This is a genomic window from Paenibacillus sp. FSL R7-277 (assembly GCF_000517965.1).
Classification (GTDB): domain Bacteria; phylum Bacillota; class Bacilli; order Paenibacillales; family Paenibacillaceae; genus Paenibacillus_AQ; species Paenibacillus_AQ silagei.
This window is the reverse complement of the sequence record NZ_ASPX01000028.1, coordinates 65,298-87,149: the sequence shown is the minus strand read 5'-3', so window position 1 is coordinate 87,149 and position 21,852 is coordinate 65,298. Positions and strand designations below refer to the sequence as shown.

At 52.8% G+C, this 21,852-nt stretch carries 20 protein-coding genes; 1 reads left to right on the top strand and 19 read right to left on the bottom strand.

Features of this window, described 5'->3' with window-relative positions:
- Nucleotides 1-178 precede the first annotated feature (178 nt).
- Nucleotides 179-724, top strand: coding sequence for a DUF402 domain-containing protein (locus C173_RS10975; protein WP_036724748.1), 546 nt, complete (start codon nt 179-181; stop codon nt 722-724).
- A 139-nt stretch (nt 725-863) separates the two neighbouring features.
- Here C173_RS10975 and C173_RS10970 read toward each other — a convergent pair whose 3' ends face one another.
- The 19 genes from C173_RS10970 to rbfA all read right to left on the bottom strand — a co-directional run bounded on the left by C173_RS10970 (nt 864) and on the right by rbfA (nt 21,835).
- Nucleotides 864-3,536, bottom strand: a complete 2,673-nt coding sequence (locus tag C173_RS10970) for an FtsK/SpoIIIE family DNA translocase (RefSeq protein WP_036724746.1) — start codon at nt 3,534-3,536, stop codon at nt 864-866.
- A 97-nt stretch (nt 3,537-3,633) separates the two neighbouring features.
- Nucleotides 3,634-3,849 (bottom strand): YlzJ-like family protein, encoded by a 216-nt coding sequence (locus tag C173_RS10965; protein WP_036724745.1) that lies wholly within the window; start codon nt 3,847-3,849, stop codon nt 3,634-3,636.
- Entirely contained in the window at nt 3,846-4,640 is a 795-nt protein-coding gene (locus C173_RS10960; protein WP_036724744.1) for a ClpP family protease, read from the bottom strand. Before C173_RS10960 ends, C173_RS10965 begins: the two co-directional genes overlap by 4 nt.
- 182 nt (nt 4,641-4,822) lie before the next feature.
- On the bottom strand, nt 4,823-5,842 hold the full coding sequence (locus C173_RS32830) for an anti-sigma factor (RefSeq protein WP_051477966.1): 1,020 nt from the start codon (nt 5,840-5,842) through the stop codon (nt 4,823-4,825).
- The gene (locus tag C173_RS10950) at nt 5,839-6,336 is read right to left on the bottom strand and encodes an RNA polymerase sigma factor (RefSeq protein WP_036724743.1); all 498 of its coding nucleotides are present in this window, start codon (nt 6,334-6,336) and stop codon (nt 5,839-5,841) included. Before C173_RS10950 ends, C173_RS32830 begins: the two co-directional genes overlap by 4 nt.
- 153 nt (nt 6,337-6,489) lie before the next feature.
- A complete protein-coding gene (locus C173_RS10945; RefSeq protein ID WP_036724742.1) occupies nt 6,490-8,175 on the bottom strand; it encodes a ribonuclease J in 1,686 nt (561 codons plus the stop codon).
- A 624-nt stretch (nt 8,176-8,799) separates the two neighbouring features.
- The gene (gene dapA, locus C173_RS10940) at nt 8,800-9,675 is read right to left on the bottom strand and encodes a 4-hydroxy-tetrahydrodipicolinate synthase (protein ID WP_036724741.1); all 876 of its coding nucleotides are present in this window, start codon (nt 9,673-9,675) and stop codon (nt 8,800-8,802) included.
- A gap of 16 nt (nt 9,676-9,691) precedes the next feature.
- On the bottom strand, nt 9,692-10,912 hold the full coding sequence (dapG, locus tag C173_RS10935) for an aspartate kinase (RefSeq protein ID WP_036692638.1): 1,221 nt from the start codon (nt 10,910-10,912) through the stop codon (nt 9,692-9,694).
- 218 nt (nt 10,913-11,130) lie between these two features.
- The gene (locus C173_RS10930; RefSeq protein WP_036724740.1) at nt 11,131-11,727 is read right to left on the bottom strand and encodes a dipicolinate synthase subunit B; all 597 of its coding nucleotides are present in this window, start codon (nt 11,725-11,727) and stop codon (nt 11,131-11,133) included.
- Nucleotides 11,728-12,624: a dipicolinate synthase subunit DpsA gene (dpsA, locus tag C173_RS10925; RefSeq protein WP_036724738.1), complete on the bottom strand. Its 897-nt coding sequence runs from the start codon at nt 12,622-12,624 to the stop codon at nt 11,728-11,730.
- 199 nt (nt 12,625-12,823) lie between these two features.
- The gene (gene dut / locus C173_RS10920; protein WP_036724736.1) at nt 12,824-13,276 is read right to left on the bottom strand and encodes a dUTP diphosphatase; all 453 of its coding nucleotides are present in this window, start codon (nt 13,274-13,276) and stop codon (nt 12,824-12,826) included.
- Nucleotides 13,248-14,513 (bottom strand): M16 family metallopeptidase, encoded by a 1,266-nt coding sequence (locus C173_RS10915; protein WP_036724735.1) that lies wholly within the window; start codon nt 14,511-14,513, stop codon nt 13,248-13,250. The genes dut and C173_RS10915 overlap by 29 nt, the downstream gene beginning before the upstream one ends.
- Nucleotides 14,514-14,592: 79 nt before the next feature.
- Nucleotides 14,593-15,579, bottom strand: a complete 987-nt coding sequence (locus C173_RS10910; RefSeq protein ID WP_036724733.1) for a polysaccharide deacetylase family protein — start codon at nt 15,577-15,579, stop codon at nt 14,593-14,595.
- Nucleotides 15,580-15,842: 263 nt separating this feature from the next.
- A complete protein-coding gene (gene pnp / locus C173_RS10905) occupies nt 15,843-17,945 on the bottom strand; it encodes a polyribonucleotide nucleotidyltransferase (RefSeq protein ID WP_036724732.1) in 2,103 nt (700 codons plus the stop codon).
- A 224-nt stretch (nt 17,946-18,169) separates the two neighbouring features.
- Nucleotides 18,170-18,439: a 30S ribosomal protein S15 gene (rpsO, locus tag C173_RS10900; RefSeq protein WP_019910460.1), complete on the bottom strand. Its 270-nt coding sequence runs from the start codon at nt 18,437-18,439 to the stop codon at nt 18,170-18,172.
- 149 nt (nt 18,440-18,588) lie between these two features.
- Entirely contained in the window at nt 18,589-19,536 is a 948-nt protein-coding gene (locus C173_RS10895) for a bifunctional riboflavin kinase/FAD synthetase (protein ID WP_036724731.1), read from the bottom strand.
- Nucleotides 19,537-19,572: 36 nt separating this feature from the next.
- Nucleotides 19,573-20,487 carry a tRNA pseudouridine(55) synthase TruB gene (gene truB / locus C173_RS10890; protein ID WP_036724730.1) on the bottom strand — a complete coding sequence of 305 codons (915 nt, stop codon included), beginning with the start codon at nt 20,485-20,487 and terminating at the stop codon, nt 19,573-19,575.
- Nucleotides 20,484-21,461 carry a DHH family phosphoesterase gene (locus C173_RS10885; protein WP_036724729.1) on the bottom strand — a complete coding sequence of 326 codons (978 nt, stop codon included), beginning with the start codon at nt 21,459-21,461 and terminating at the stop codon, nt 20,484-20,486. The genes truB and C173_RS10885 overlap by 4 nt, the downstream gene beginning before the upstream one ends.
- Before the next feature lie 26 nt (nt 21,462-21,487).
- A complete protein-coding gene (rbfA, locus tag C173_RS10880) occupies nt 21,488-21,835 on the bottom strand; it encodes a 30S ribosome-binding factor RbfA (protein WP_036692621.1) in 348 nt (115 codons plus the stop codon).
- Between the last annotated feature and the right edge of the window lie 17 nt (nt 21,836-21,852).

Here is a 21,852-nt window from a genome sequence, read left to right as displayed (position 1 = left end):
CACCATTCGCAAAATAAAGTTAGGCACAATCCAAACAGAGCAGCGCTCCCCTATATTGGAGAAGCGCTGCTCTGTTTTTAGATGTAAAACAACCTATAATCAGGTTCAATATTGTTGCTGATTCTCCGCTTTGATACAATTAGGAAAGAACACTTCTTAGGTGAAGGGAGCTATACATTTGAAGAGAAAATATGGGGACCGTTCAGATTGGAAACGTGTATTGGAAAGAGAATATGTCCAGTCATATCTTGAAACAGATAATTTTAAAGGCTACTTATCACTTCTGAAGATTGCCAAAGTTAAAGAGCCGTTGTACGTAAAATACTTTGACCAAAAGGTTTGCATTGTAAATGATGGGTATTCGTGGCTTCAACAATTCCCTCTTGATAAGCATCATTCAGTGACTACAATGTTTGACGAGCAAGGGCAGATTGTACAGTGGTATATTGATATATGCTATAGAAATGGTGTAAGTGAGGATAACGTGCCTTGGATGGACGATTTGTTCTTAGATATTGTCGTTTTGCCGTCAGGTGCAGTAATCCAAAAGGATTCGGAAGAACTCGATGAAGCATTGCTTCAGGGCAGAATTGACAGCTCTCTATATAACCTCGCAAGACAAGAGGCAGACTTAATTAATTCCCTTATCAAAGACGGGAAATTCACCTTGTTGCAGCTTTCAGAGCAACATCAAGATATTCTTTTACATATGCTCCAAAAGTAAGTCTGATAAAAAAATCAACAACCTCACCCATTTATACTGGGATTGTTCGGGACACATAACATCAACGTTATCGAAAAGAACCTCTAATAAAAAGCTGTCCCAATCAGCCATTCATGGCTTGCGGGACAGCTTTTTACATTTATGAACTGAGTCTGTTCTGCTGATACTGCTCCAGTGACATCAGCACCTCACGCGGCTTGCTGCCCTCGTAAGGGCCGATTACGCCTCTGGCCTCCATCGAGTCGATCAAGCGTGCGGCACGGGTGTAACCGACGCGCATACGCCGCTGAAGCAGCGATACAGAGGCCTGCTTGGCTTCCAGGACAATCTGGACGGCCTGTTCATACAATTCGTCCTGCGGCTCCTGATCCTCGCTCATGGTGTCGTCCACCTCAGGCACAAGCGACTCATCGTAATTCGCTTCCCCCTGGCTGCTGACATACTGTACAATTGTCTCTACTTCCTGATCGCTCATGAAAGCGCCCTGGACACGAATCGGCTTGGAAGCCCCCATTGGCAGGAACAGCATATCACCGCGTCCAAGCAGCTTCTCGGCACCCGGCATATCCAGAATGGTCCGGGAATCCACATTCGAAGAGACGCCGAAGGCGATCCGCGAAGGAATATTCGCCTTGATCAGGCCGGTGATAACGTCAACCGAAGGACGCTGTGTGGCGATAATCAGATGAATTCCCGCCGCCCGCGCCATCTGGGCCAGCCGGCAGATCGCATCCTCTACATCATTGGCCGCAACCATCATCAGATCGGCAAGCTCGTCCACGATGACAACAATATAGGGCAGTACTGCTGCCGGATTATCCTTCATCAGGTTGTTATAGCCTTCCATATTGCGTGTGCCTGATTTGGAGAACAGCTCGTACCGCTTCTCCATCTCCACCACAATCTTCTTCAAGGCCAGACTGGCACGCTTGGGGTCTGTCACTACCGGAGCCAGCAAATGCGGAATGCCGTTATATACATTCAGCTCGACCATCTTAGGGTCAACCATAAGGAATTTCACTTCATTCGGCTTAGCCTTATATAAAATGCTGGTAATAATACCGTTGATGCAGACCGATTTACCGGAGCCGGTTGCTCCTGCTACCAGCAGATGGGGCATCTTGGCGAGATTGCCGATAATCGTCTGGCCGGAGATATCCCGCCCGAAGGCAATGGACAGCCGTGAATCCGCCTCCTGGAAAATCTGTGTCTCCATCACTTCACGCATGGTGACGACCGAGACCTCCGAATTCGGCACTTCGATACCGATGGCTGATTTGCCGGGAATCGGCGCTTCCATACGGATATCCTTGGCTGCCAGTGCCAGGGCAATATCATCGGTAAGATTGACAATCCGGCTGACCTTCACGCCGATATCCGGCTGAATCTCATACCGGGTCACTGCCGGTCCACGAACCACTTCCAGCACCTTGGCCCTTACACCGAAGCTCTCCAGTGTAGCCTCCAGCTTGCGTGCCGTCTGCATATAATCATTCTGATCGCCCGCCTTCGCCCCGTTACTCGGCTTAGCCAGCAAACGGAAGGACGGCAGCTTGTACGGCTTGGGCGGAGGTGGAGGCGGTATAATTGGAGCCGCTTCGCCCTCCTCTGCCGTTCCCGGCAGCCCGTCCAGCTCTACAGGCAGTATACCCTCCCCGGATTCCCCTGACGGAACAGAATCTGATCCCGCTCTCGTAAGCTCAGCAGCACCTATTCCGGTTACAGCACCACCACGTGCCGCTGGTGAGAATTCGCTCCATTCCTCCCGGTCCTCGGCATTCAGCCCTTCCGAGCGGATATGCTCGAAGAAGTCCCGGATGATCGGCGTTACAGGCTCAAGCTCCTCATCCGGGAAGTCCTCCTCGCCATACTCCTCCAGAGGAACACCTCCCTCTGCTGTCATTCCGGAGATGACCGGACCACCCCGCGGATCAGTAATGATAATATCCGGCAGTTCTTCCTCCAGATCATCCATGACTTCCTGCTGATTCTGGCGGGCAGCCCCGCTGAACCATCCGGTAATTCTGCCCAGCAGCTTCGACTGTCCGCGTCTTGGCAGCTGCTGACCCGATCTGTCGTCCTCTTCAAAGTAATCGTCATCATCCGCAGGTTCCGGCGTTGTAACTCTGCTGGCTCTGGCCGGTCTGCTGTTGACCACTGGAACGGCAGCCGGGCGGTTCGCCGCCCGGAGCTTAATTCCTTCAATCAGCTTGACGGCCCTTACCCGGAGTAAGGTAAACAGCTCTACATAGGAGAGATTGGTAATCAGCATGAAGCTGATGGCCAGCAATACAATCATCAGCAGCTTAGCGCCCAGATTGCCGAACAGCCACAGGAGCGCAGCGTATTCAAGCGCACCGATGTACCCCCCGCTGATGTCCTTGCCCAACATGTACACGCTGCTGTCGCCGGCGCCCGGTGAGAGTGCGCCGGATAGATCATTATGTATTTGAGACAGTACATTGCCCGGATGCAGCATCCCAAGCGGGCCCAGCTTCTGCTGCATCGCCGATATGGTACTCATCAGGCACATGGACAACAGCAGGAGCAGGCCGCCGGTATAGCGGCTGTTCCAGGTGGACGGCCATTTCCTGTGAATCATTACCATCAGACCATAAAAGGTTCCCGCCAGCGGCAGCACAAAATAGAATCTGCCGAGCAAATAACCTGCCATGCTTGAGAGCGAGCGGCCGACAGCCGCTTCCCCCGACAAAGCAATGACGGAAATCGTAATCAGCAGAATTCCGTAGATTTCATATTTTAAAACACTGCCCAGCAGCGCTTTCTTCTTCTTTCTTCTCCGTTTAGCCACGCCAGCCACCCCCGAGTCAACATTATACCATATAATGGCGTGGCGTACCTATGTTCTCTTTTGTCAGAATATGCATCTTTAGGGGGGTTGTTCGTACTTAGCGGTCCAGCTGAACGATTGCACCCGGGGAGAAGGCCGCATCCAGATATTTATCCAGCGGACACTGCAGCAGCCGGACCACCTTCGCCTGACCTCCATCCAGCAGCTCTACCTGCATCAGCATGCCCTGAATAGTCATCTCCTGCACGGGAGAGGCATAACTCAGTGCCCCCTCGAATACCTGCTCCATCGGCAAAATGGTATAAAAGGTCATTGGGGCAGCCCTCCTTGCGGAAGTGTCTCATTTGTCAGAGTGGGGGCAGCAGCAATCATCCGGTTCAAATGGGCGAGTGCGGCACCTATCCCGCCCACTTCATCCATCAGACCATACCTGACGGCATCCTGCCCGCCCACTGCGGTACCGATGTCGCGGTTCAGCTCTCCGGTCTTGAACATCAGATCCTTGAACTGCACTTCCGTGATGCGGGAATGAGAGGTCACGAATTTCACCATCCGCTCCTGCATACGCTCCATGTACTCGAAGGTCTGCGGCACGCCGATCACCAGACCGTTCATCCGGATCGGATGGATCGTCATGGTGGCACTTTCAGCAATAATGGAATACGTGGAGGATACCGCTATAGGTACACCGATGCTGTGACCGCCGCCGATGACAACTGTTACCGTAGGTTTCGACAAGGAAGCGATCATCTCGGCAATGGCCAGTCCAGCCTCTACGTCCCCGCCGACCGTATTGAGAATGATCAGCAGCCCTTTAATGGTCTTGCTCTGTTCAGCTGCAACGAGCTGGGGAATGATATGCTCGTATTTCGTGGTCTTGTTATGCGGCGGCAAGACGAAATGCCCTTCAATTTGTCCTATAATCGTCATGCAAAAAATATCCGGCTCCCCTGTCGGCACCGCCGTCTGCCCCAGCTCCTTCAGCACCCCCACAGGTCCCGGCATTCCTGGAGGAACCGGCTCATTTACTGCTGGTTTAATCTCCCCTGGCAGGATCTCTTCGTTACGCCCTCCGCCCGCCTTGCTTGCTTCTGTGATTTCCATCGTACACAGCGCTCCCCTTCTGCCTGCAACACCCGTCCGTGTGCTTCAGGATTCTGATTTCTATTAGTATGACATTCCGGGGGACTCCCTTATGCACTATATAAATTGCACTTGTATTTTTCTGCTGCTAATTCAAGAGGGCAGCCCCTCTCTTTAAAGGGCCGCCCTCTGTATTTCATATTTTAGTATTTGTCCACCACCGCACCCAGCGCTGCTCCGCGCACGTAGGTCTGACCTTTCAGGCTCTTTAACCCGTCCGCCGTCCCGGTCACAACCACCCCCAGTATCCGTACATCCCCGGCCTCCGGTGCAGGCTTGTCTTTTTTCAAATAATTGAAGATACGCTGATACTCACTGTGGTGATTGTCTTTCTTGTCTACCCCAATCTGTACTGCGCCGATGAAATCCTCGGGCTTCGCCTGATCCCAGTCCGGCTGGACGCCGAACCCGTAGACTCCGTAATTCGCACTCATCGGGGTCGGATAGTTCATTTTAGCGGGATCATTCTCATTTGGATACGGCTTGAAGTTGAACCCCTCGCGGTCATCATACGAATCGACCCAGTACCAGACCGGCTTTGCGCCTGCGGGCAGCAGGCCTTCCACCTCTTCGAACGAATAATCCTTGTCAAAAGACACGGCCAGTTCCACTCGCTTGTCTTCGTTCATCTTATCCAGCTCGGGAAGATCATTTAGAATTCTCCCGCCATAATCGACGCCCGGAATATAGAAGGCCATTTCTCTTTGTCCATTGTCGGAATTGTAATTCCGGTAATACTCGTACCCCTCCTGCTTCATACGCGGATCTTCTACAGTCAGGTTTGACACGCCGCCGTACGCCCCCGTTGTGAAGGGGAACCACCAGGGATTGTAATTGAGCCATCTGGTTTTCCAGGGGATAGGTACGTCATCGACAATCTTGTAGGTATTCATTTCCAGGACGCCTGACAAAAAGCCGCGGTTATCCTTGTAGCCGGAATCGAATTCATTGGGACTGCTGATCCTCATATACTGCTGCTCGCTATAGTGGGCATTCATGGATAGATGACCTACAAGCTGCGCTGCTCCATAGAATACGATCAGCAGCGTAAGTATACTGACTCCGAGTGAAATCAGGATACTGCGTATCATACTCTTCCGTTTGGTTTTTTTCAGGGTGGTCATAATATTCTGGTCTTCTGCTTCTTCCCATGGGGCAGTCATTCGCCCTCACCTCCATATAATTGTTGAAATTGCTGCCGCGCCCGGTAGAGCGTAGCCTTCACTGTTCCTTCCGTGATGCCGAGCATGGCGGAAATTTCCTTGTAGGACAGCTCCATTTCATATTTCAGCAGAATCAGCTGCCTGTTGGCTGGAATCATACCGGCCAGCACCTCTTCAATCTTCTCCTTGCGCTCCCGGCGCAGCAGCACCGCTTCCGGGAGCTCATGCTCAGGCGCAGGATGAACCTCCACTTCCTCGCTGTATTGGAACTTCTTCTTCCTGCGGCACAGGTCAAAATACCGGTTGATCGCAACCTTATACAACCAGGCACTGAATTTGCGCTCATCGATCGCTTCCAGATACAGCAGCGCCTTGTACACAGTGTCCTGCACAATATCCTCTGCATCTGAGGTCCCGGCACCGAGGCGGATCAAGTAGCGGCGGATCTCCGCCAATTTGGGTTGGAGCACCTTCTCCAAGTCTCTTGGCTCCATGCTGCACCTCCTTGCTTGTATAACGGTCAGGTTGCCCAAATGTTGTTTTGTGCAGTGAAAAAAACATAAAAAAGCCCCCTTCCCCAGGAAACCGTCCAATATTTCCGGGAAAAGAGGCTATTGCCAAAGCTATATTGTTAAGAAATGCTTCTCTTATACTTCCATAATAATCGGCAGGATCATCGGTCTGCGGCGTGTCTGCTCATAGAGGAAACGGCCGAGGGAGTCTTTGACACTGGTCTTCAGGGAAGCCCATTCATTGACCTTCTCACTCATCAGACGCTGCAGCGTACCCGCAACAATCCGGTTTGCTTCATCCAGGAGGCCTTCCGATTCCCGTACATATACGAATCCGCGTGAAATGATGTCAGGACCGGAGACAATCGCTCCGTTCTGCTTGCTGAGGGTAACCACAACCACCAGAATACCATCCTGCGACAACAGCTTACGGTCACGCAATACAATGTTACCCACATCGCCGACACCCAGCCCGTCGATCAGTACGTTACCGGCAGTTACCTTACCCGCTCTGCGTGCAGCTCCACCGGAGATCTCAATCACTTCACCCAGCTCGGTGATGAAGATATTGCTTGGCTCTACGCCAACAGACTCCGCCAGAAGTGCATGCTTGCGCTGCATCCGGTATTCACCGTGGATCGGCATGAAGTATTTCGGCTTCATCAGGTTGAGCATCAGCTTCAGCTCTTCCTGGCTGCCGTGACCGGATACGTGAACGCCGGAGTTGGAGCCGCTGTAGATAACATTGGCACCCAGACGGAACAATTCATCAATGGTACGGCCTACATATTTCTCATTACCCGGTACCGGTGTAGCCGCAATAATAACGGTGTCGCCCGGCATAATGTCTACCTTGCGGTGGCTGGAACGCGCCATGCGTGTCAGCGCCGACATTGGCTCGCCTTGGCTGCCTGTGCACAGTACTACCACACGGTTGCCTGCCATTCTGTTCATCTCTTCAGGCTCAATGAGCATGCCGTCAGGGATATGCAGATAGCCAAGCTCGGAAGCAATGGATACTACGTTAACCATGCTTCGTCCAATAACGGTAATTTTACGTCCGGTTGCTTCAGAAGCGTTCACTACCTGCTGAATACGATGCACGTTGGAAGCGAAGGTTGCTACTACCACACGTTGTTCAGCTTTGCGGAAAATATCTTCCAGCACGATGCCGACATTCTTCTCCGAAGGCGTGAAGCCCGGCTTCTCGGCATTGGTGCTGTCAGACAGCAGGGCCAGAACGCCCTTCGATCCGATCTCAGCCATGCGGTGCAGATTGGCAAATTGACCGTTGACTGGCGTGTGGTCGAATTTGAAGTCACCGGTATGGACAACGTTGCCCTCTGGTGTCTCAATGCATACCCCGACAGAATCCGGAATACTGTGATTCGTTCTGAAGAAGGTTACCTTAAGCGATGTGCCCAGTTCAACCTCGGAATCCTCGTTAATCAGAATCCGCTTAGTTTCACCCAGCAGGTTCGCTTCCTTGAGCTTGTTCTCCACAAGACCCAGGGTAAGTCTTGTTCCGTATACCGGAACATTCAGGTTCTTAAGCACATAAGACAAGCCGCCAATGTGATCCTCATGGCCATGCGTAAGAACAATCCCTCTTACCTTGTCACGGTTCTCGGTGAGGTAGGAGATATCCGGTATTACGATATCAATACCCAGCATATCTTCTTCAGGGAATTTCAGACCGGCGTCTACGACTACAATGTCGTTGCCATACTGAACTACGTACATGTTCTTACCAATTTCACCGACTCCGCCAAGTGCGAATATCGTCAGTTTGTCGTTGTTGTTATTGTTTTTTTTGGACAAATGAATCTAACCCTCCTATGATGTTGGACGTCATACTTTTTATTTGTTAACAATGAGCTTCAATATTTCAGCGGCGCTGTAATATACATCAAATTGCTGTTAACTCCTTATTTCGACAAGGAATTCCCGGTAAGTCTGTATACTTGCACAGGTCTAAACTCCCGAATCCGGGCAGTAATATCCTCTTGAAGCGGGCAAATGCCCTCAAAATTCCACCACCGCGCCCCTCGCGCGTAAATCCGGCATATTTAGCACAGACTTATTCAAGGACCTATCCTGTCTTACAATGCAACAAATCCGCATTGCCGGAAGATTACCGCATATTCAATTAACCGCACCAAGTCACTTAAGTTCATTATACATGATTTTTTTGGCAAAAGACAAGTCACCCTGTACCTGGTCCTATTCTTTCCTTAACAAACAGCCAATATTTAAGGAAAAGACAAGCAAAAAACGCTGCAATGCCTGACTTTTTTAACATAGAGTTAATCCTGGAGAAATAATTACCATATGCGATCTGCGGCAGCCAGAAGTCCGTAACGTAAAAAAACGGCCGCTCCATAAGAGCGGCCGGTTGCCGTTGTACCTATCTTCGCCTATTCACTTATCCATGCCTGGACTAACTTATCTGAGCAGGGCAGCAATGAATGCCGCCTCTTCTTCCGTCGGTGAAACCAGCGGCAGGCGGACTGAGCCGACATCCATCCCGCGCAGCCCGAGCGCATACTTCACGGCCGAGGGGTTCGGCAGCGGCTGCGGACACTCGAACAGTCCCTTGAAGACCGGAAACAGCTGCCGGTGAAGCTCGCCTGCACGGCGGACATTCCCGGAGGTGAAGGCCTCGATCATCTCTGACATCTGTGCTCCGACAACATGGCTGGCCACACTGATAATACCGTGTCCTCCCACAGCAAGCGTCGCGAGACCGGCGGAATCATCTCCGGTGTAGACATGGAAGTCTTCAGGACAAGCTGAGGCAATCCATGTAATCTGGTCTACCGAAGCACATTCCTTCGTAGCCACAATATTAGGAATCTCCGCCAGACGCAGGGTGGTAGCTACACTCATGCTTACTGTCGTTCGTCCTGGCACATTGTACAAGATGCATGGCAGTGAAGTCGCAGCAGCAATTGCAGAGAAATGCTGGTAGAGCCCTTCCTGATTCGGTTTATTGTAATAAGGGACGACCAGAAGCACACCGTCCACGCCGATTTTCTCGGCTTCCTTAGTAAGCTCGGTGGAATGTCTGGTGCTGTTGCTGCCGGTGCCGGCAATAATTTTACAGCGTCCGGCTGCCTGCTGCTTCACGAAGGAGAACAGCTTCAGCTTCTCCTTATCGGTTAGGGTCGGCGATTCGCCGGTGGTTCCGCAGACTACGAGCGCAGCGGACTTTTGTTCCTCGATCAGGTAATCGACCAGCCTTGAAGTTGCTTCCCAGTTGATTTCTCCTTCCCCGTCAAACGGGGTAACCATTGCGGTGATCAGTCTTCCGAAATCCACTTTGAATTCCTCCTTGTCAGCGGTGCAATTCAAACTTGGCATGCAGGGCGCGAACCGACTGCACCATATCTTCTTTTTTCACGAGAACCCAGATCGTTGTGTTGGAATCAGCAGACTGCAGAATCTGGATGTTCTGCGAGCTGAGCGCCTCGACGATATGTGCCATAATTCCCGGAACACCGTTGATGCCCCCGCCGATGACGGATACCTTGGCACAGCCGGACAAGCTCTTGGGACGCAGGCCCAGCTCCTGCAGCGCAGCAATCGCCTGCTCCGATTTGTCATCGAACACGGTATATACGGCCTCGGTCGGTGTCACATTGATGAAGTCCACGCTGATTCCGTTATCGGCCATGCTTTTGAAGATCTGCAGCTGCACCCCGGTTCCATTGCCCTCCGGACATTCCACCGAGATCTGCGTAATATTGCTGACATAGGCAACCCCTGTGACGAACCGGTCCACCACTCCATGGGATACATCACTGAAGCCCTCGGGATGGGTCACAAGCGTCCCTTCCGCTTCGGAGAAGGTCGAGCGTACACGCACCGGAATCTGCGCCTGCATGGCAATCTCCACAGCCCGTGGATGAATGACCTTGGCTCCCTGATACGCCATGTTACAAATCTCGGTGTAGCTGACATAAGTAAGCTGTCTTGCATCTTCAACAATCCGCGGATCAGCAGTGAGTATTCCGTCCACATCCGTATAGATGTCTACCATATCCGCACGCAGCGCAGCCCCAAGGGCTGTAGCTGAGGTGTCGCTTCCTCCGCGGCCCAGCGTGGTGAAATCACCCGCTTCAGTCTGACCCTGGAAACCGGTTACTATTACTACTTTATGCTCACGCAGTTCCCGTAGAATGCGTTCTGTGCGCACGTCCAGGATTCTGGCATTGCCATAGCTGTTGTCGGTCAGGAATCCGGCTTGCGCTCCTGTCAGCACCGTTGACCGAATGCCCTCCTGCTCCAGCAGACCGCACAGATTGGCCGCCGAGATGATCTCCCCGCAGCACATCAGCAAATCCCGTTCCCGGTCCGGCAGTGAATTCCCGCTCTGAACCGCCAGATCAAGCAGTGTATCGGTAGCATAGGGCTCCCCCTTGCGGCCCATAGCCGAGACTACGACCACCAGGCTGAACCCGCTGGCCAGCTCCCGTTTGACATGACGGATTACGTGTTCTCTGGCCACTGGTGTGGAGAGTGAGGTTCCGCCGAATTTTTGCACCAAAATACCCATGTATAATTCCTCCATTGCTTCTCTCAGCAGACTTACTGAACCCTACGTGAAATAAATCACCCCGCGAGGCAGAAGTGTTCGTAGCTGCGATAACCTGACTCTTATTATAGCGTAAAATTGTTCGTGCCGCCCCCGGGATGAGGACGGCAGAAATGAAGCTTATGGGTCCGTCAGCTAAACTTCGCTCTTCCGGGCCAATCTTGTACTGATTATATAAGCTATGCAGAATGAAATCGTTGTACTAACATAGGCTGTAACTGGTGACCCTGCAGGGCGGCGTAACAGGCTTCGGGAATGAGATCCATCTGCGCCACCAGCGAATTCGGCTTCCCCTCGGGATTATCCTGTCCGAACGGGACGAAATAAATATGTTTGGCTACCAGGAGCTTCGCAATATTCGCAGCGTTAAGCCCAAGTCCGTCATTCGTCGAGATCGCCAGCACCAGCGGACGCCCGTTGCGCATCTGCGATTTGGCTGCCATCAGCACCGGACTGTCCGTCATCGCGTTCGCCAGCTTGCTTGTTGTGTTCCCTGTGCAGGGAGCAATCGTCAGCACATCCAGCAGCTTGGAAGGACCCAGCGGCTCCGCTTCAACAATTGTAGAAATGATATCATTCCCTGTTATATCTTTCAACTGTTTTAACCAATTTTCCGAGGTTCCAAAGCGGGTATCCGTGTTCAGTACCGAAGCAGACACAATCGGCACCACATTCGCTCCTGAGTCCATGAACCGCTGAATCTGCGGCATCACCTCAGCGAAGGTACAGTGTGAGCCGGTAATGGCATAACCTACTGTTTTTCCGTGCCAATCCATTCATTCATCCCCCCTGATTAAAGTCTCGTCCGATATCGACTGTACCAGCGCACCTGCCATAATGATTCCGGCGCTCTTGGGGGCAACAATCCCGGGCAGGCCCGGTGCCAGCATCGCCTTGATCCCGCGCTTCTCGGCATAACGGAAGTCGCATCCGCCCGGTGCGGACGCCAAATCGATGATCACGCAGTGCGGCTGAAGCCGGGACAGGACCTGTGCGTTGATAATCATAGCGGGTATGGTGTTGAAGATCAGATCCGCCTCAGGCGCATGCAGCAGCAAATCCTCTGTCATAAAAGGCTTCCAGCCCATTTCCTCCGCCCTTGCAAAGTGCTCCTGCTTCCTGACGCCTACTTTGACCGTTGCCCCCATTCCCTGGAGGGTTCTGGCCATGGTGAAGCCGGTCCGGCCCATCCCCAGCACCATCGATGTGGAGCCGTGTATGGTAAAGTCCGTGTTCTGTACGGCCATCACCAAAGCTCCCTCCGCTGTCGGAATAGAGTTGTAGATCGCCACATCATCCCTGTTCAGCAGCTCCACCAGCTTCAGCGAATGACCGGCACACAGGCCGCGCAAATAGCTTTTAGCCATGCCGGTGTATACCAATGCCCGGGACGGCAGTGCCGCGATGTGCTCCTCCCGCAGCTGGAGGCGTTCCGAAGAATACAGCGCATTAATGTAACCCTCATCATCGCAGCCGACCGCCGGCAGCACCAGCACATCCGCTTCACCTAGCAGCTCGGGCGACAACAGTTCCAGGCTTACCCCCGGGCATGGGGCATCCCATGTATCGAATCCGGCAACGCTTACGGCCGCATCCAATTCCACACATTTCCGAATCACTTCAATTTGTCTCGCGTCCCCGCCCAGGAACACGATCCTGATGCCAGTAAGCATAGGGATGACGCTCCTTTCCACAACCACATTCGACTATAGAGCATCTTATGCCGGAAGCCGCCGATGGGTGAAGAGCGGAGAGGAATTCTAATTACCAACAATACCTATGCACTTAACTAAACTAATAAAAAAAGCTTGCGGCTGCACCCGAAGGTACAATTTCCGCAAGCTTAATAGTACAGCTATGAGTTAAGGACGCTTATTTGCCAGTATGCCCGAAGCCGCCGGCTCCGCGCGCTGTGTCAGACAGCTCATCCACTTCCACCAGAGTCACTTCAGGCACCGCCTGGAATACCATCTGGGCGATCCGCTCGTTACGGGCAATCGCAAATGGCTCCTGCCCCAGATTGATCAGCAGCACCTTAATTTCGCCCCGGTAATCCGCATCGATGGTGCCCGGTGTGTTCAGGCAGGTGATGCCATGCTTCAAGGCCAGCCCGCTGCGCGGACGGATCTGCGCCTCCAGCCCGCCTGGCATCGCCAGGGATATACCGGTGGGGATCAGCGTCCGCTCGCCCGGAGCAAGCACCACAGGCTCTCCTACAGCGGCATACAGGTCATATCCCGAGGCCTGCTCGGACATTTTGCAGGGCAGCAGCACATCCTCATTCCCCGGTAGTTTGTTAATTTGAACGTAATGAGGCAAGATCATCTCTCCTAACATTGGCTATCGCTTTATCAGTGGAGCCTACCATCGCCAGGGACAACGGCTGTGCGAACATAAAGTCCAGCAGAGCATTGATATCATCCATGGTTACAGCTCCGATTTTAGCTATCATTTCATCCAGCGTATCCTGACGGCCAAGCATCAGCTCATTTTTGCCCATCCGGTTCATCCGGCTGCCCGTGCTCTCCAGACTGAGAATCAGGCTGCCCTTGAGCTGCTCCTTGCCTTTACGCAGTTCGTCCTCGCTCAGACCGTTCACAGCCAGATCACGCAGCATCTCTTTGATCAGCTCTGTCACTTCCTTGGTCTGCTTCGGCGCTGTCCCGGCATACACCGTGAACAAGCCGCTGTCAGCCTGGGCACTGTGGTACGAGAAGACGGAATAGGCCAGACCGCGCTTCTCGCGGATCTCCTGGAACAGCCGGGAGCTCATGCCGCCGCCGAACGCATTGTTGAGGAGTGCCATCGGATATTGCAGCGGCCCGCCGCTGCGGACGCCCGGCAAGGAGATGCAGATGTGATTCTGCTCGGTCTTCTTTTTGTGGAACACCAGCTCCCCCTGATATGCAGGCTCAGTCAGCACCGGCGCTTCACCATGATTCGTGAAGGAACCGAAATGCTGCTCCAGCAGCGGAATCAGACCGTCGTTAATATTACCGGCTACGCTGATCACTGTATTCTCGATGGTGTACTGCTCCTTCATGTAAGCACGCAGATCATCCGGCGTCATCTCCAGCAGGCGTTCCTTCAGCCCGAGGATCGTATAGGCCAGCGGGTGCTCACCGTAAGCGGCAGCACACATCAGCTCATGGACAAGATCATCCGGCGTGTCCTCGCACATGGCGATTTCCTCCAGGATTACATTCTTCTCCTTGGCCAGCTCCTCGGCATCCATCCGTGAGCGGAAGAACATATCTGCCAGCACATCCACAGCAATCGGCAGATGCTCATCCAGCACCTTCGCATAAAAGCATGTATATTCCTTCGAGGTAAACGCATTGACGTTCCCGCCAATGGCATCGAACTGTTCGGCAATATCCTTGGCGCTATAGCGGTCAGTCCCCTTAAAGAGCATATGCTCGATGAAATGGGAAATCCCGTTGTTCAGCGGGTTCTCATTACGGGAGCCCGTCTTGACCCAGATTCCGAAAGATACGGACCGGCCGGTCGGGATCTTCTCGGTCACCACCCGGAGTCCGTTCGATAATAATATTTTGTCCAATGTGTAATCCTCCTGGCACAGCCCCTGGTTCTGTCTGTATTTGTTATTCGCGCCTCTTATCCTATCAGAAATAGGGCGTTCACTCAACTTCCGCAGTCATGATACGCTCAGCGGAGAGTGTCTGACTGACGGTTCCCAGCTGCAGGCCCTTGGCTCTGATCCCCCGGATCATCCCTCTCAGCGCTTGCGAGGAGGATGCTGTCGGATGCATCAGGATTAACGTTCCCGGCTCTACCCGGCTGCTGATCTTGGCAACAACCGATTCGGGGGACGGATTGCGCCAATCGACCGTATCCAGCGTCCACAGCACCGTCTTCAGTCCCAGTGAGGCGGCGATCTCCACCGTCTGCTGGTTAAAGTCGCCTGACGGCGGAGCAAACCACTTGTTCGTCACACCCAGGCTTTCCTTCAGCAGCTTCTGCGTCTTCTCAATCTCGGCAGTAGCACGTGTCCGGCTTAGACTACTCATCTTAGGATGCGTATACGCATGGTTCTCCACCTCATGCCCACGCTTCAGCATCTCTGCTGCAAGCTCCTTGTTGCGGCTTAACCAGCTTCCGTCCAGAAAAAAGGTAGCCTTCACCTTCTCTGCATCCAGAATGTCCAGCATCGGACGGATATACTCATTCCCCCAGGCCACATTAATCATCAGCGAGGCCATCGGCTTCGCCGGATTCCCCCGGTAAATCGGCTGCGCTCCCAGATCATCCAGTGATACCTTAGGCTTAATCTGGCGGTACAATAGCTTAAGGCCTGCTTCGGGTCCCCGTAAAAGCGCGCTCCGGTAGGTTGCCTCTACATCGACCTCCAGCCCGTTATACCCTGGTATGGCTTTCCATACCCGGTCCACAACAGCATTCACCGGCTGCGCATTCAGCGCCTCGGCACGGCGGGTAATCTGCGCGCGCAGATCATCCTCCGCCTGATTCATTGCATAGCTCATCACGGTGGCCTCCGCCTGAGGCTTAAGCCCGGCAATCATCTCTTTCACGGGTCCATTCGTGCTGCCAATTCCAATGACTACTGCGATGCAAGCCAGCACGAGCGCCGCCTTGTCCATCTTCATGACGTTATACCTCCCCGGCACAAACGGTCTGTTCCGTCTCCGCACCAGGGTCAAGCCGTGCGGGGACGCTTTGTCCCAGCCTATGTATGAAGGGTGCAAATTATGCATACTCGTCAATGCCGCCTTCAAGCGGGTATGGTATAACCGTCAGTCAGGACGGTACTGCTGCGTATACTTTTCCAAAAAAAAGAGGCAGAACCGTCCTGCTTCTGTCTCTTCTTCATCTCTATAGTTGGAATATCGGTGAAGCGGCGGCGTAAGAATTACGCCTTCGCTCCGCTCTCAGAAGTCAGAACTGCTTTGCGCGACAGGTTGACGCGGCCTTGCTGGTCGATCTCCGTTACCTTCACGGTAATGGTGTCGCCTATCGCTACAACATCTTCCACTTTAGCTACACGATCAGTGGACAACTGGGAGATATGCACGAGGCCGTCTTTACCAGGGATCAATTCAACGAAAGCGCCGAATTTCTCGATGCGTCTAACGGTTCCCACATAAATCTCACCAACCACTACTTCCTTCACAATTCCTTCGATGATGCCACGGGCCTTCTGGATCATAGCTTCGTCAGAAGAACCGATAAATACGCGGCCATCCTGTTCGATGTCGATCTTCACGCCGGTTTCTTCAATGATCTTGTTGATGATTTTACCGCCAGCACCGATCACATCACGGATCTTGTCCGGATTGATATTGATGATAATGATCTTCGGAGCATATTTAGACAGGCTCGGTCTTGGAGCAGCAATCGCTTCATTCATTTTACCCAAAATGAACATCCGGCCTTCTCTGGCTTGCTCAAGCGCTTCATGCAGAATTTTGCGGTCGATGCCGTCGATTTTGATATCCATCTGAATCGCCGTTACTCCTTCTGCTGTACCTGCTACCTTGAAGTCCATATCGCCGAGGTGATCTTCCATGCCTTGAATATCGGTCAGGATGGACACATGCTCCCCGTCCTTGATCAGACCCATCGCTACACCGGCTACAGGCGCCTTGATAGGTACCCCTGCATCCATCATCGCCAGAATGCTGGCACAGATACTTGCCTGGGAGGTGGAGCCATTGGATTCAATCGCTTCGGATACCAGACGGATGGTGTACGGGAATTCAGTCTCACTTGGAATCACCTTGGACAATGCGCGTTCACCGAGTGCCCCGTGGCCGATCTCGCGGCGTCCCGGTGCTCTTAGCGGACGGGCTTCCCCAACGCTGAACGGAGGGAAGTTGTAATGGTGCATGAAGCGCTTGGTTTCAGCCGGATCAATACCATCCAGAATCTGCACATCGCCCAGTGCACCCAGTGTACATACGCTGAGGATCTGTGTCTGGCCGCGTGTGAACAGACCGGAACCGTGCGTACGCGGCAGCAGCGCTGTATCACATTCGATCGGACGGATCTCGTCCAGCTTACGTCCATCCGGACGAACCTTGTCATGCGTGATCAGTCGTCTAACTTCATCCTTCACGATATCATGCAGGGCTTCCTTAACATCCTTAAGAAGCTCTGGGGTTTCTATGTATTTCTCTGCGAAATACGTCACCGCTTCGTTGTTCACCAGATCGATAGCATCCTGACGGGCATGCTTCTCGGCAATTCTTACGGCTTCCACCAGACGACTCTCTGCAAAAGCACGAACCTCTGTATTGACATCCGCATTAACCGCATGCAGCTTCACAGCCATCTTCTCTTTACCGGCAACGGCTACGAGCTGTTCAATCACAGCCACAATCTTGCGGACCTCGTCATGACCGAACATGATCGCTTCAAGCATCACTTCTTCAGTCACTTCATTGGCTTCAGCTTCCACCATCATGATGGCATCCTTCGTACCGGCCACAACCACATAAATATCGCTGATTGCCTGCTGGGCTTGATCAGGGTTGATGATGAATTCTCCGTTAATCCGGCCGACAGCCACGCCGCCGATTGGTCCGTTGAACGGCACATCGGAAATACTGAGCGCAGCGGAAGTACCGATCATGGCAGCAATATCAGGCGCACAGTCCTGATCCACGCTCATTACCAGGTTCAAGACTTGAACGTCATTACGGAATCCTTCCGGGAACAATGGACGAATGGGACGGTCTGTCAGACGACTGGACAGAATCGCTTTCTCGCTCGGACGTCCTTCACGTTTGATGAATCCGCCAGGGATTTTGCCTACTGCATATAATCTTTCCTCATAATTCACTGTAAGCGGGAAGAAATCCAGATCTTTAGGCTCACTGGAAGCTGTAACCGTACACAATACTGAAGTATCTCCGTAACGCACCATCACGGCTGCGTTCGCTTGTTTGGCCAGACGGCCTGTTTCCAGCACAAGGCGTCTTCCGCCCAGCTGCATTTCCACACGTTGTTCCATAAAACCCCTCCTTGAATGGTAATAATACGTTCCTGTATGTTCTACAAGCAAAAACGGCTTGTCCTCCGCAGAAGTGCTATAGCCGTTTTTGCGAATGCTATCAACTTGTCAACTGTAAAAGTTTACCCTAAATTTTCAAAAAGCAACCCGGCTGTCCCGCTGTCGCTCGTAAGAAGGACATACGGTATACAACCAGGCTGCTTTTGGGCTTAGCTTATGGAAAATTAACGACGCAATCCCAGTTTTTCGATCAGGGCGCTGTAACGTCTGATGTCTTTGTTCTTCAAATACGCCAGCAGTTTACGACGTTGTCCAACCATCTTCAGCAGTCCGCGGCGGGAATGATGATCCTTCTTGTGCGTACGCAAGTGGTCAGTCAAATTAACGATGTTCTCCGTAAGGATAGCAACTTGCACCTCAGGGGATCCGGTATCGGATTCATGAGTTTTGTGCTCGTCGATCAATTGGTGTTTACGTTCTTGAGTCAATGCCATCCTGTTCACCTCCTTCATTATAATCGCCAGTAGCCTCGTCACCGTCGGTGAGAACAAGTAACCAAGCTAAGGTTCACATGCTGTCATTCCAGCAACGTTAATCAGTATAGCACCTTCACAGGCAAAAGTAAACGGCTTGTCCGGAAAGATTAGGAATGATATCCCAGCATCCCTTTGGCCGTCTCAGCATCTGCGCCGATCTGTGCAATTAAGGCCTGGATAGACTCAAATTTGCGCTCTGAGCGGATATAGGAGACCAGCTCCACCTTAAGCTCCTGCCCATAGATATCTGAGGCAAAATCAAACAGGTGAACCTCAAAGCTCGGAGTGGTCACGCCTTCGTGAAATGTTGGCTTCACGCCGACATTCATCACCCCGTACAAGACCTCGTCCCGGTAAAAGACCTTGACGGCGTAAACGCCCTTGGCCGGAATCACATAGCGGTCTTCGAGCTGCAGGTTCGCGGTCGGAAAGCCGATGGTCCGGCCCCGCTTCTCCCCGTGACCGACGATACCGCGCAGGTGATAACAACGTCCAAACCAGGCATTGGCCTTATCCAGTTCCCCGCTCAGCAAGCTCTTGCGGATACCCGAGCTGCTGACCTTCTCTCCTTCAAGCAGGAACGGGGCGACCGTCTCTACCTTCATCGCACCCTGTCCCAGCTCCGCAAGCGTGTCCGCATCTCCCCCGCCCATGTAGCCGAAGCGGAAGTCGAACCCAACAACTGCAGTTATAATCTGCAGCGGAAGCAGCATTACAGAGACAAAATCCGCCGGACTCACCCGGGAGAGCTCTTCATTAAATTCAATTATATATAAAAGCTCAACACCCATCCCGGCAAGCAGCTCCTGCTTATCCTTAGAAGGGGTTAAATATCCCTCATAATCCCCCTTGCCCATAACATCCTTGGGATGGGGGTAGAAGGTCATCACCGCAGCGGGTACACCTGCCTCGCGGGCAAGAGCAACAGCTGATGTGATGACACTGGCATGCCCGAGGTGCAGTCCATCGAACTGTCCCAGAGCAACTACTTGAGGCTGCGCGTACTGTGCTGCCGCCTCAGGCAGCATCGGATAGCTTAACGTTACGGTTCTCACGCTGTTTCTCACCTACATTCGCAAATAAATTAAAGTTTAGACCTGGGCAAACACCTTGACAGGTGCAATAGCTCCGGTAGCCTCCAAAGCATAAATACCGAGGAACTCCCCTTGCTGATCATAGAGACGGAAATCTCCGGCCTGCTTCACTTCCGGCATTACAAAACGGGACGACAGACGCTGCCCCTGCAGGGCTGATTTCTTCTTCTCTGCCGCAACGGTATGTCTGGGTAAATGTGAAATCGCCTCGTCGGCAGCAATCAGATGCTCATCCAGTGTGCCGCCTTCCTTGTATTCAGCGATTTGCTCCAGAGTCAGGCAATGACTGGCCGAGATCCCGGCCGACATCGTCCGCTCCAGCTTCACCATCACACCGGGAAGACCAAGCTTCCGTCCGATATCTACACAGAGGGTGCGGATATAGGTTCCCTTGGAGCATAACGCCCGGAAAGTGATCTCCGGATAGTTGCCGTTCCAGACCATTTCCTGCATCTCAATCTCATAAATCTCCACTTCACGGCTCTTGCGCTCTACGGTCTTGCCTTCCCGGGCCAGCTCGTACAGACGCTTGCCGTCCACCTTCACTGCGGAATACATCGGCGGTACCTGTGAGATCACGCCCTGAAAGGAGTTCAGCACAGCCAGCACTTCGGCTTCTGTGATATGAACCTCCTCAACAGATTCCGTAATCGTGCCGGTCAGGTCCTCTGTATCGCTGGCCATTCCCAGCCGCAGTGTGGCAACATATTCCTTGGGCAGCTCCTGGATATACTCAACTACTCTAGTAGCCCGTCCCAGACAGAGCGGCAATACACCAGTTACCTGAGGATCAAGTGTCCCGGTATGTCCAATCCGTTTCATGCCCAGAATGCGCCGCGCCTTGGCCACAACATCATGTGAAGTGAACCCTGCCGGCTTATATACAGCCAGAACTCCTGTAAGCTCACTCATAAATGACGTTTGACCTCCTCAAGCACCTGTGCCACAGCTTCTTCCAGACTTCCATTAATACGCGCGCCCGCTGCCCGGGTGTGTCCGCCGCCGCCGAAGGCTTGCGCAAGTAGCGCCACATCCACCTTACCTGCTGAACGCAGGCTGGCCTTCACCGCATGGTCATCAATGACCTTGAACAGAATGCCTACCTCTACCCCGCGGATATTACGGGGATAGTTGACAATCCCTTCAAGATCCTCATTGGCCGCTCCACAGTCCAGCATATCCTGAGGTGTAACATACACCCAGGCTATATCTCCTTCAGGACTAAGCTGTAATGTGCTAAGTGCGCGGTTGAGCACCTTAACCTGGGGAAGCGTCATCTCTTCCAGCAGGGTCTCTGCCAGGTCCGGTCCATTCACACCCAGTGCCAGCAGCTCGGATACCGCCGCCATCACTTTAGGAGAAGTATTGCTGTAACGGAAACCGCCGGTATCCGTCAACAGCCCGGTATAAATGGCTGTGGCAATATCAATATCCCACTCCAGTTCAAAGGTCTTCAGCAGATCGAACAGAATCTCTGCTGTCGCTGCCGCATCCGGCTTGATGAGATTCACCGCGCCGTAGCCGTTGTTCGTTGGATGATGGTCTATATTCAAGATCAGGGCATCACTGGTGAAATGCTGCTGGGTCAGTCCTACACGCTGGAAATCCGCACAGTCAACACATATCACATGGCCGTACTGGCGGGGCAAAGAACCTTCAGACAGATTGACAATCTGATCGGCATGCCATAAGTATTCCATCCGCTGCGGAATCTGGCCTTCATTCAGCATCAGATATTTTTTGCCCAGACATGAGAGAAGCCAGCCCACCGCGAGGGTGGAGCTGACTGCATCTCCGTCCGGCTGAACATGCGACACTACAAGATAATCGTCGTGTTCCAGCAGAAACTTACGCGTCTGCTGGAGACTTTGTTCATAGCTCTGCATTCGCCGTCTCCTTTATGTTCCGTAGCCTATTCGTTTTTGCCGATTTCGCCGAGCAGCTTCTCAATATGACTTCCGTAAGCAACGGATTCGTCAATCTTGAAGATCAGCTCAGGCGTATGGCGCAGGCGGATCGCTTTGCCAAGCTCCGAGCGGAGAAAGCCATTAGCTTTCTCAATCGCTCTAAGCGAGTCTGACTTCTGCTCCTCGTCCCCGAATACGCTCAGGTATACCTTGGCCTGTGACAGATCGTTCGTCACATCTACGCCAGTTACAGTTACGAACCCGACACGCGGGTCCTTCAGTCCGCTCTGGATGAGCTGGCTCAGCTCTTTCTTAATCTGCTCGCCAACCCGTCCCGCTCTGATTTTAGACATCTTATTTCACCTCTTCG

What these genes read in the sequence shown, in the direction of transcription:
- C173_RS10965 (WP_036724745.1), bottom strand. Translation starts at nt 3,849, where the DNA reads ATGACCTTTTATACCATTTTGCCGATGGAGCAGGTATTCGAGGGGGCA.
- C173_RS10960 (WP_036724744.1), bottom strand. Translation starts at nt 4,640, where the DNA reads ATGGAAATCACAGAAGCAAGCAAGGCGGGCGGAGGGCGTAACGAAGAG.
- C173_RS32830 (WP_051477966.1), bottom strand. Translation starts at nt 5,842, where the DNA reads ATGACTGCCCCATGGGAAGAAGCAGAAGACCAGAATATTATGACCACC.
- C173_RS10950 (WP_036724743.1), bottom strand. Translation starts at nt 6,336, where the DNA reads ATGGAGCCAAGAGACTTGGAGAAGGTGCTCCAACCCAAATTGGCGGAG.
- dapG (WP_036692638.1), bottom strand. Translation starts at nt 10,912, where the DNA reads ATGGGTATTTTGGTGCAAAAATTCGGCGGAACCTCACTCTCCACACCA.
- C173_RS10930 (WP_036724740.1), bottom strand. Translation starts at nt 11,727, where the DNA reads ATGGATTGGCACGGAAAAACAGTAGGTTATGCCATTACCGGCTCACAC.
- dpsA (WP_036724738.1), bottom strand. Translation starts at nt 12,624, where the DNA reads ATGCTTACTGGCATCAGGATCGTGTTCCTGGGCGGGGACGCGAGACAA.
- dut (WP_036724736.1), bottom strand. Translation starts at nt 13,276, where the DNA reads ATGATCTTGCCTCATTACGTTCAAATTAACAAACTACCGGGGAATGAG.
- C173_RS10910 (WP_036724733.1), bottom strand. Translation starts at nt 15,579, where the DNA reads ATGAAGATGGACAAGGCGGCGCTCGTGCTGGCTTGCATCGCAGTAGTC.
- pnp (WP_036724732.1), bottom strand. Translation starts at nt 17,945, where the DNA reads ATGGAACAACGTGTGGAAATGCAGCTGGGCGGAAGACGCCTTGTGCTG.
- rpsO (WP_019910460.1), bottom strand. Translation starts at nt 18,439, where the DNA reads ATGGCATTGACTCAAGAACGTAAACACCAATTGATCGACGAGCACAAA.
- truB (WP_036724730.1), bottom strand. Translation starts at nt 20,487, where the DNA reads ATGAGTGAGCTTACAGGAGTTCTGGCTGTATATAAGCCGGCAGGGTTC.
- C173_RS10885 (WP_036724729.1), bottom strand. Translation starts at nt 21,461, where the DNA reads ATGCAGAGCTATGAACAAAGTCTCCAGCAGACGCGTAAGTTTCTGCTG.
- rbfA (WP_036692621.1), bottom strand. Translation starts at nt 21,835, where the DNA reads ATGTCTAAAATCAGAGCGGGACGGGTTGGCGAGCAGATTAAGAAAGAG.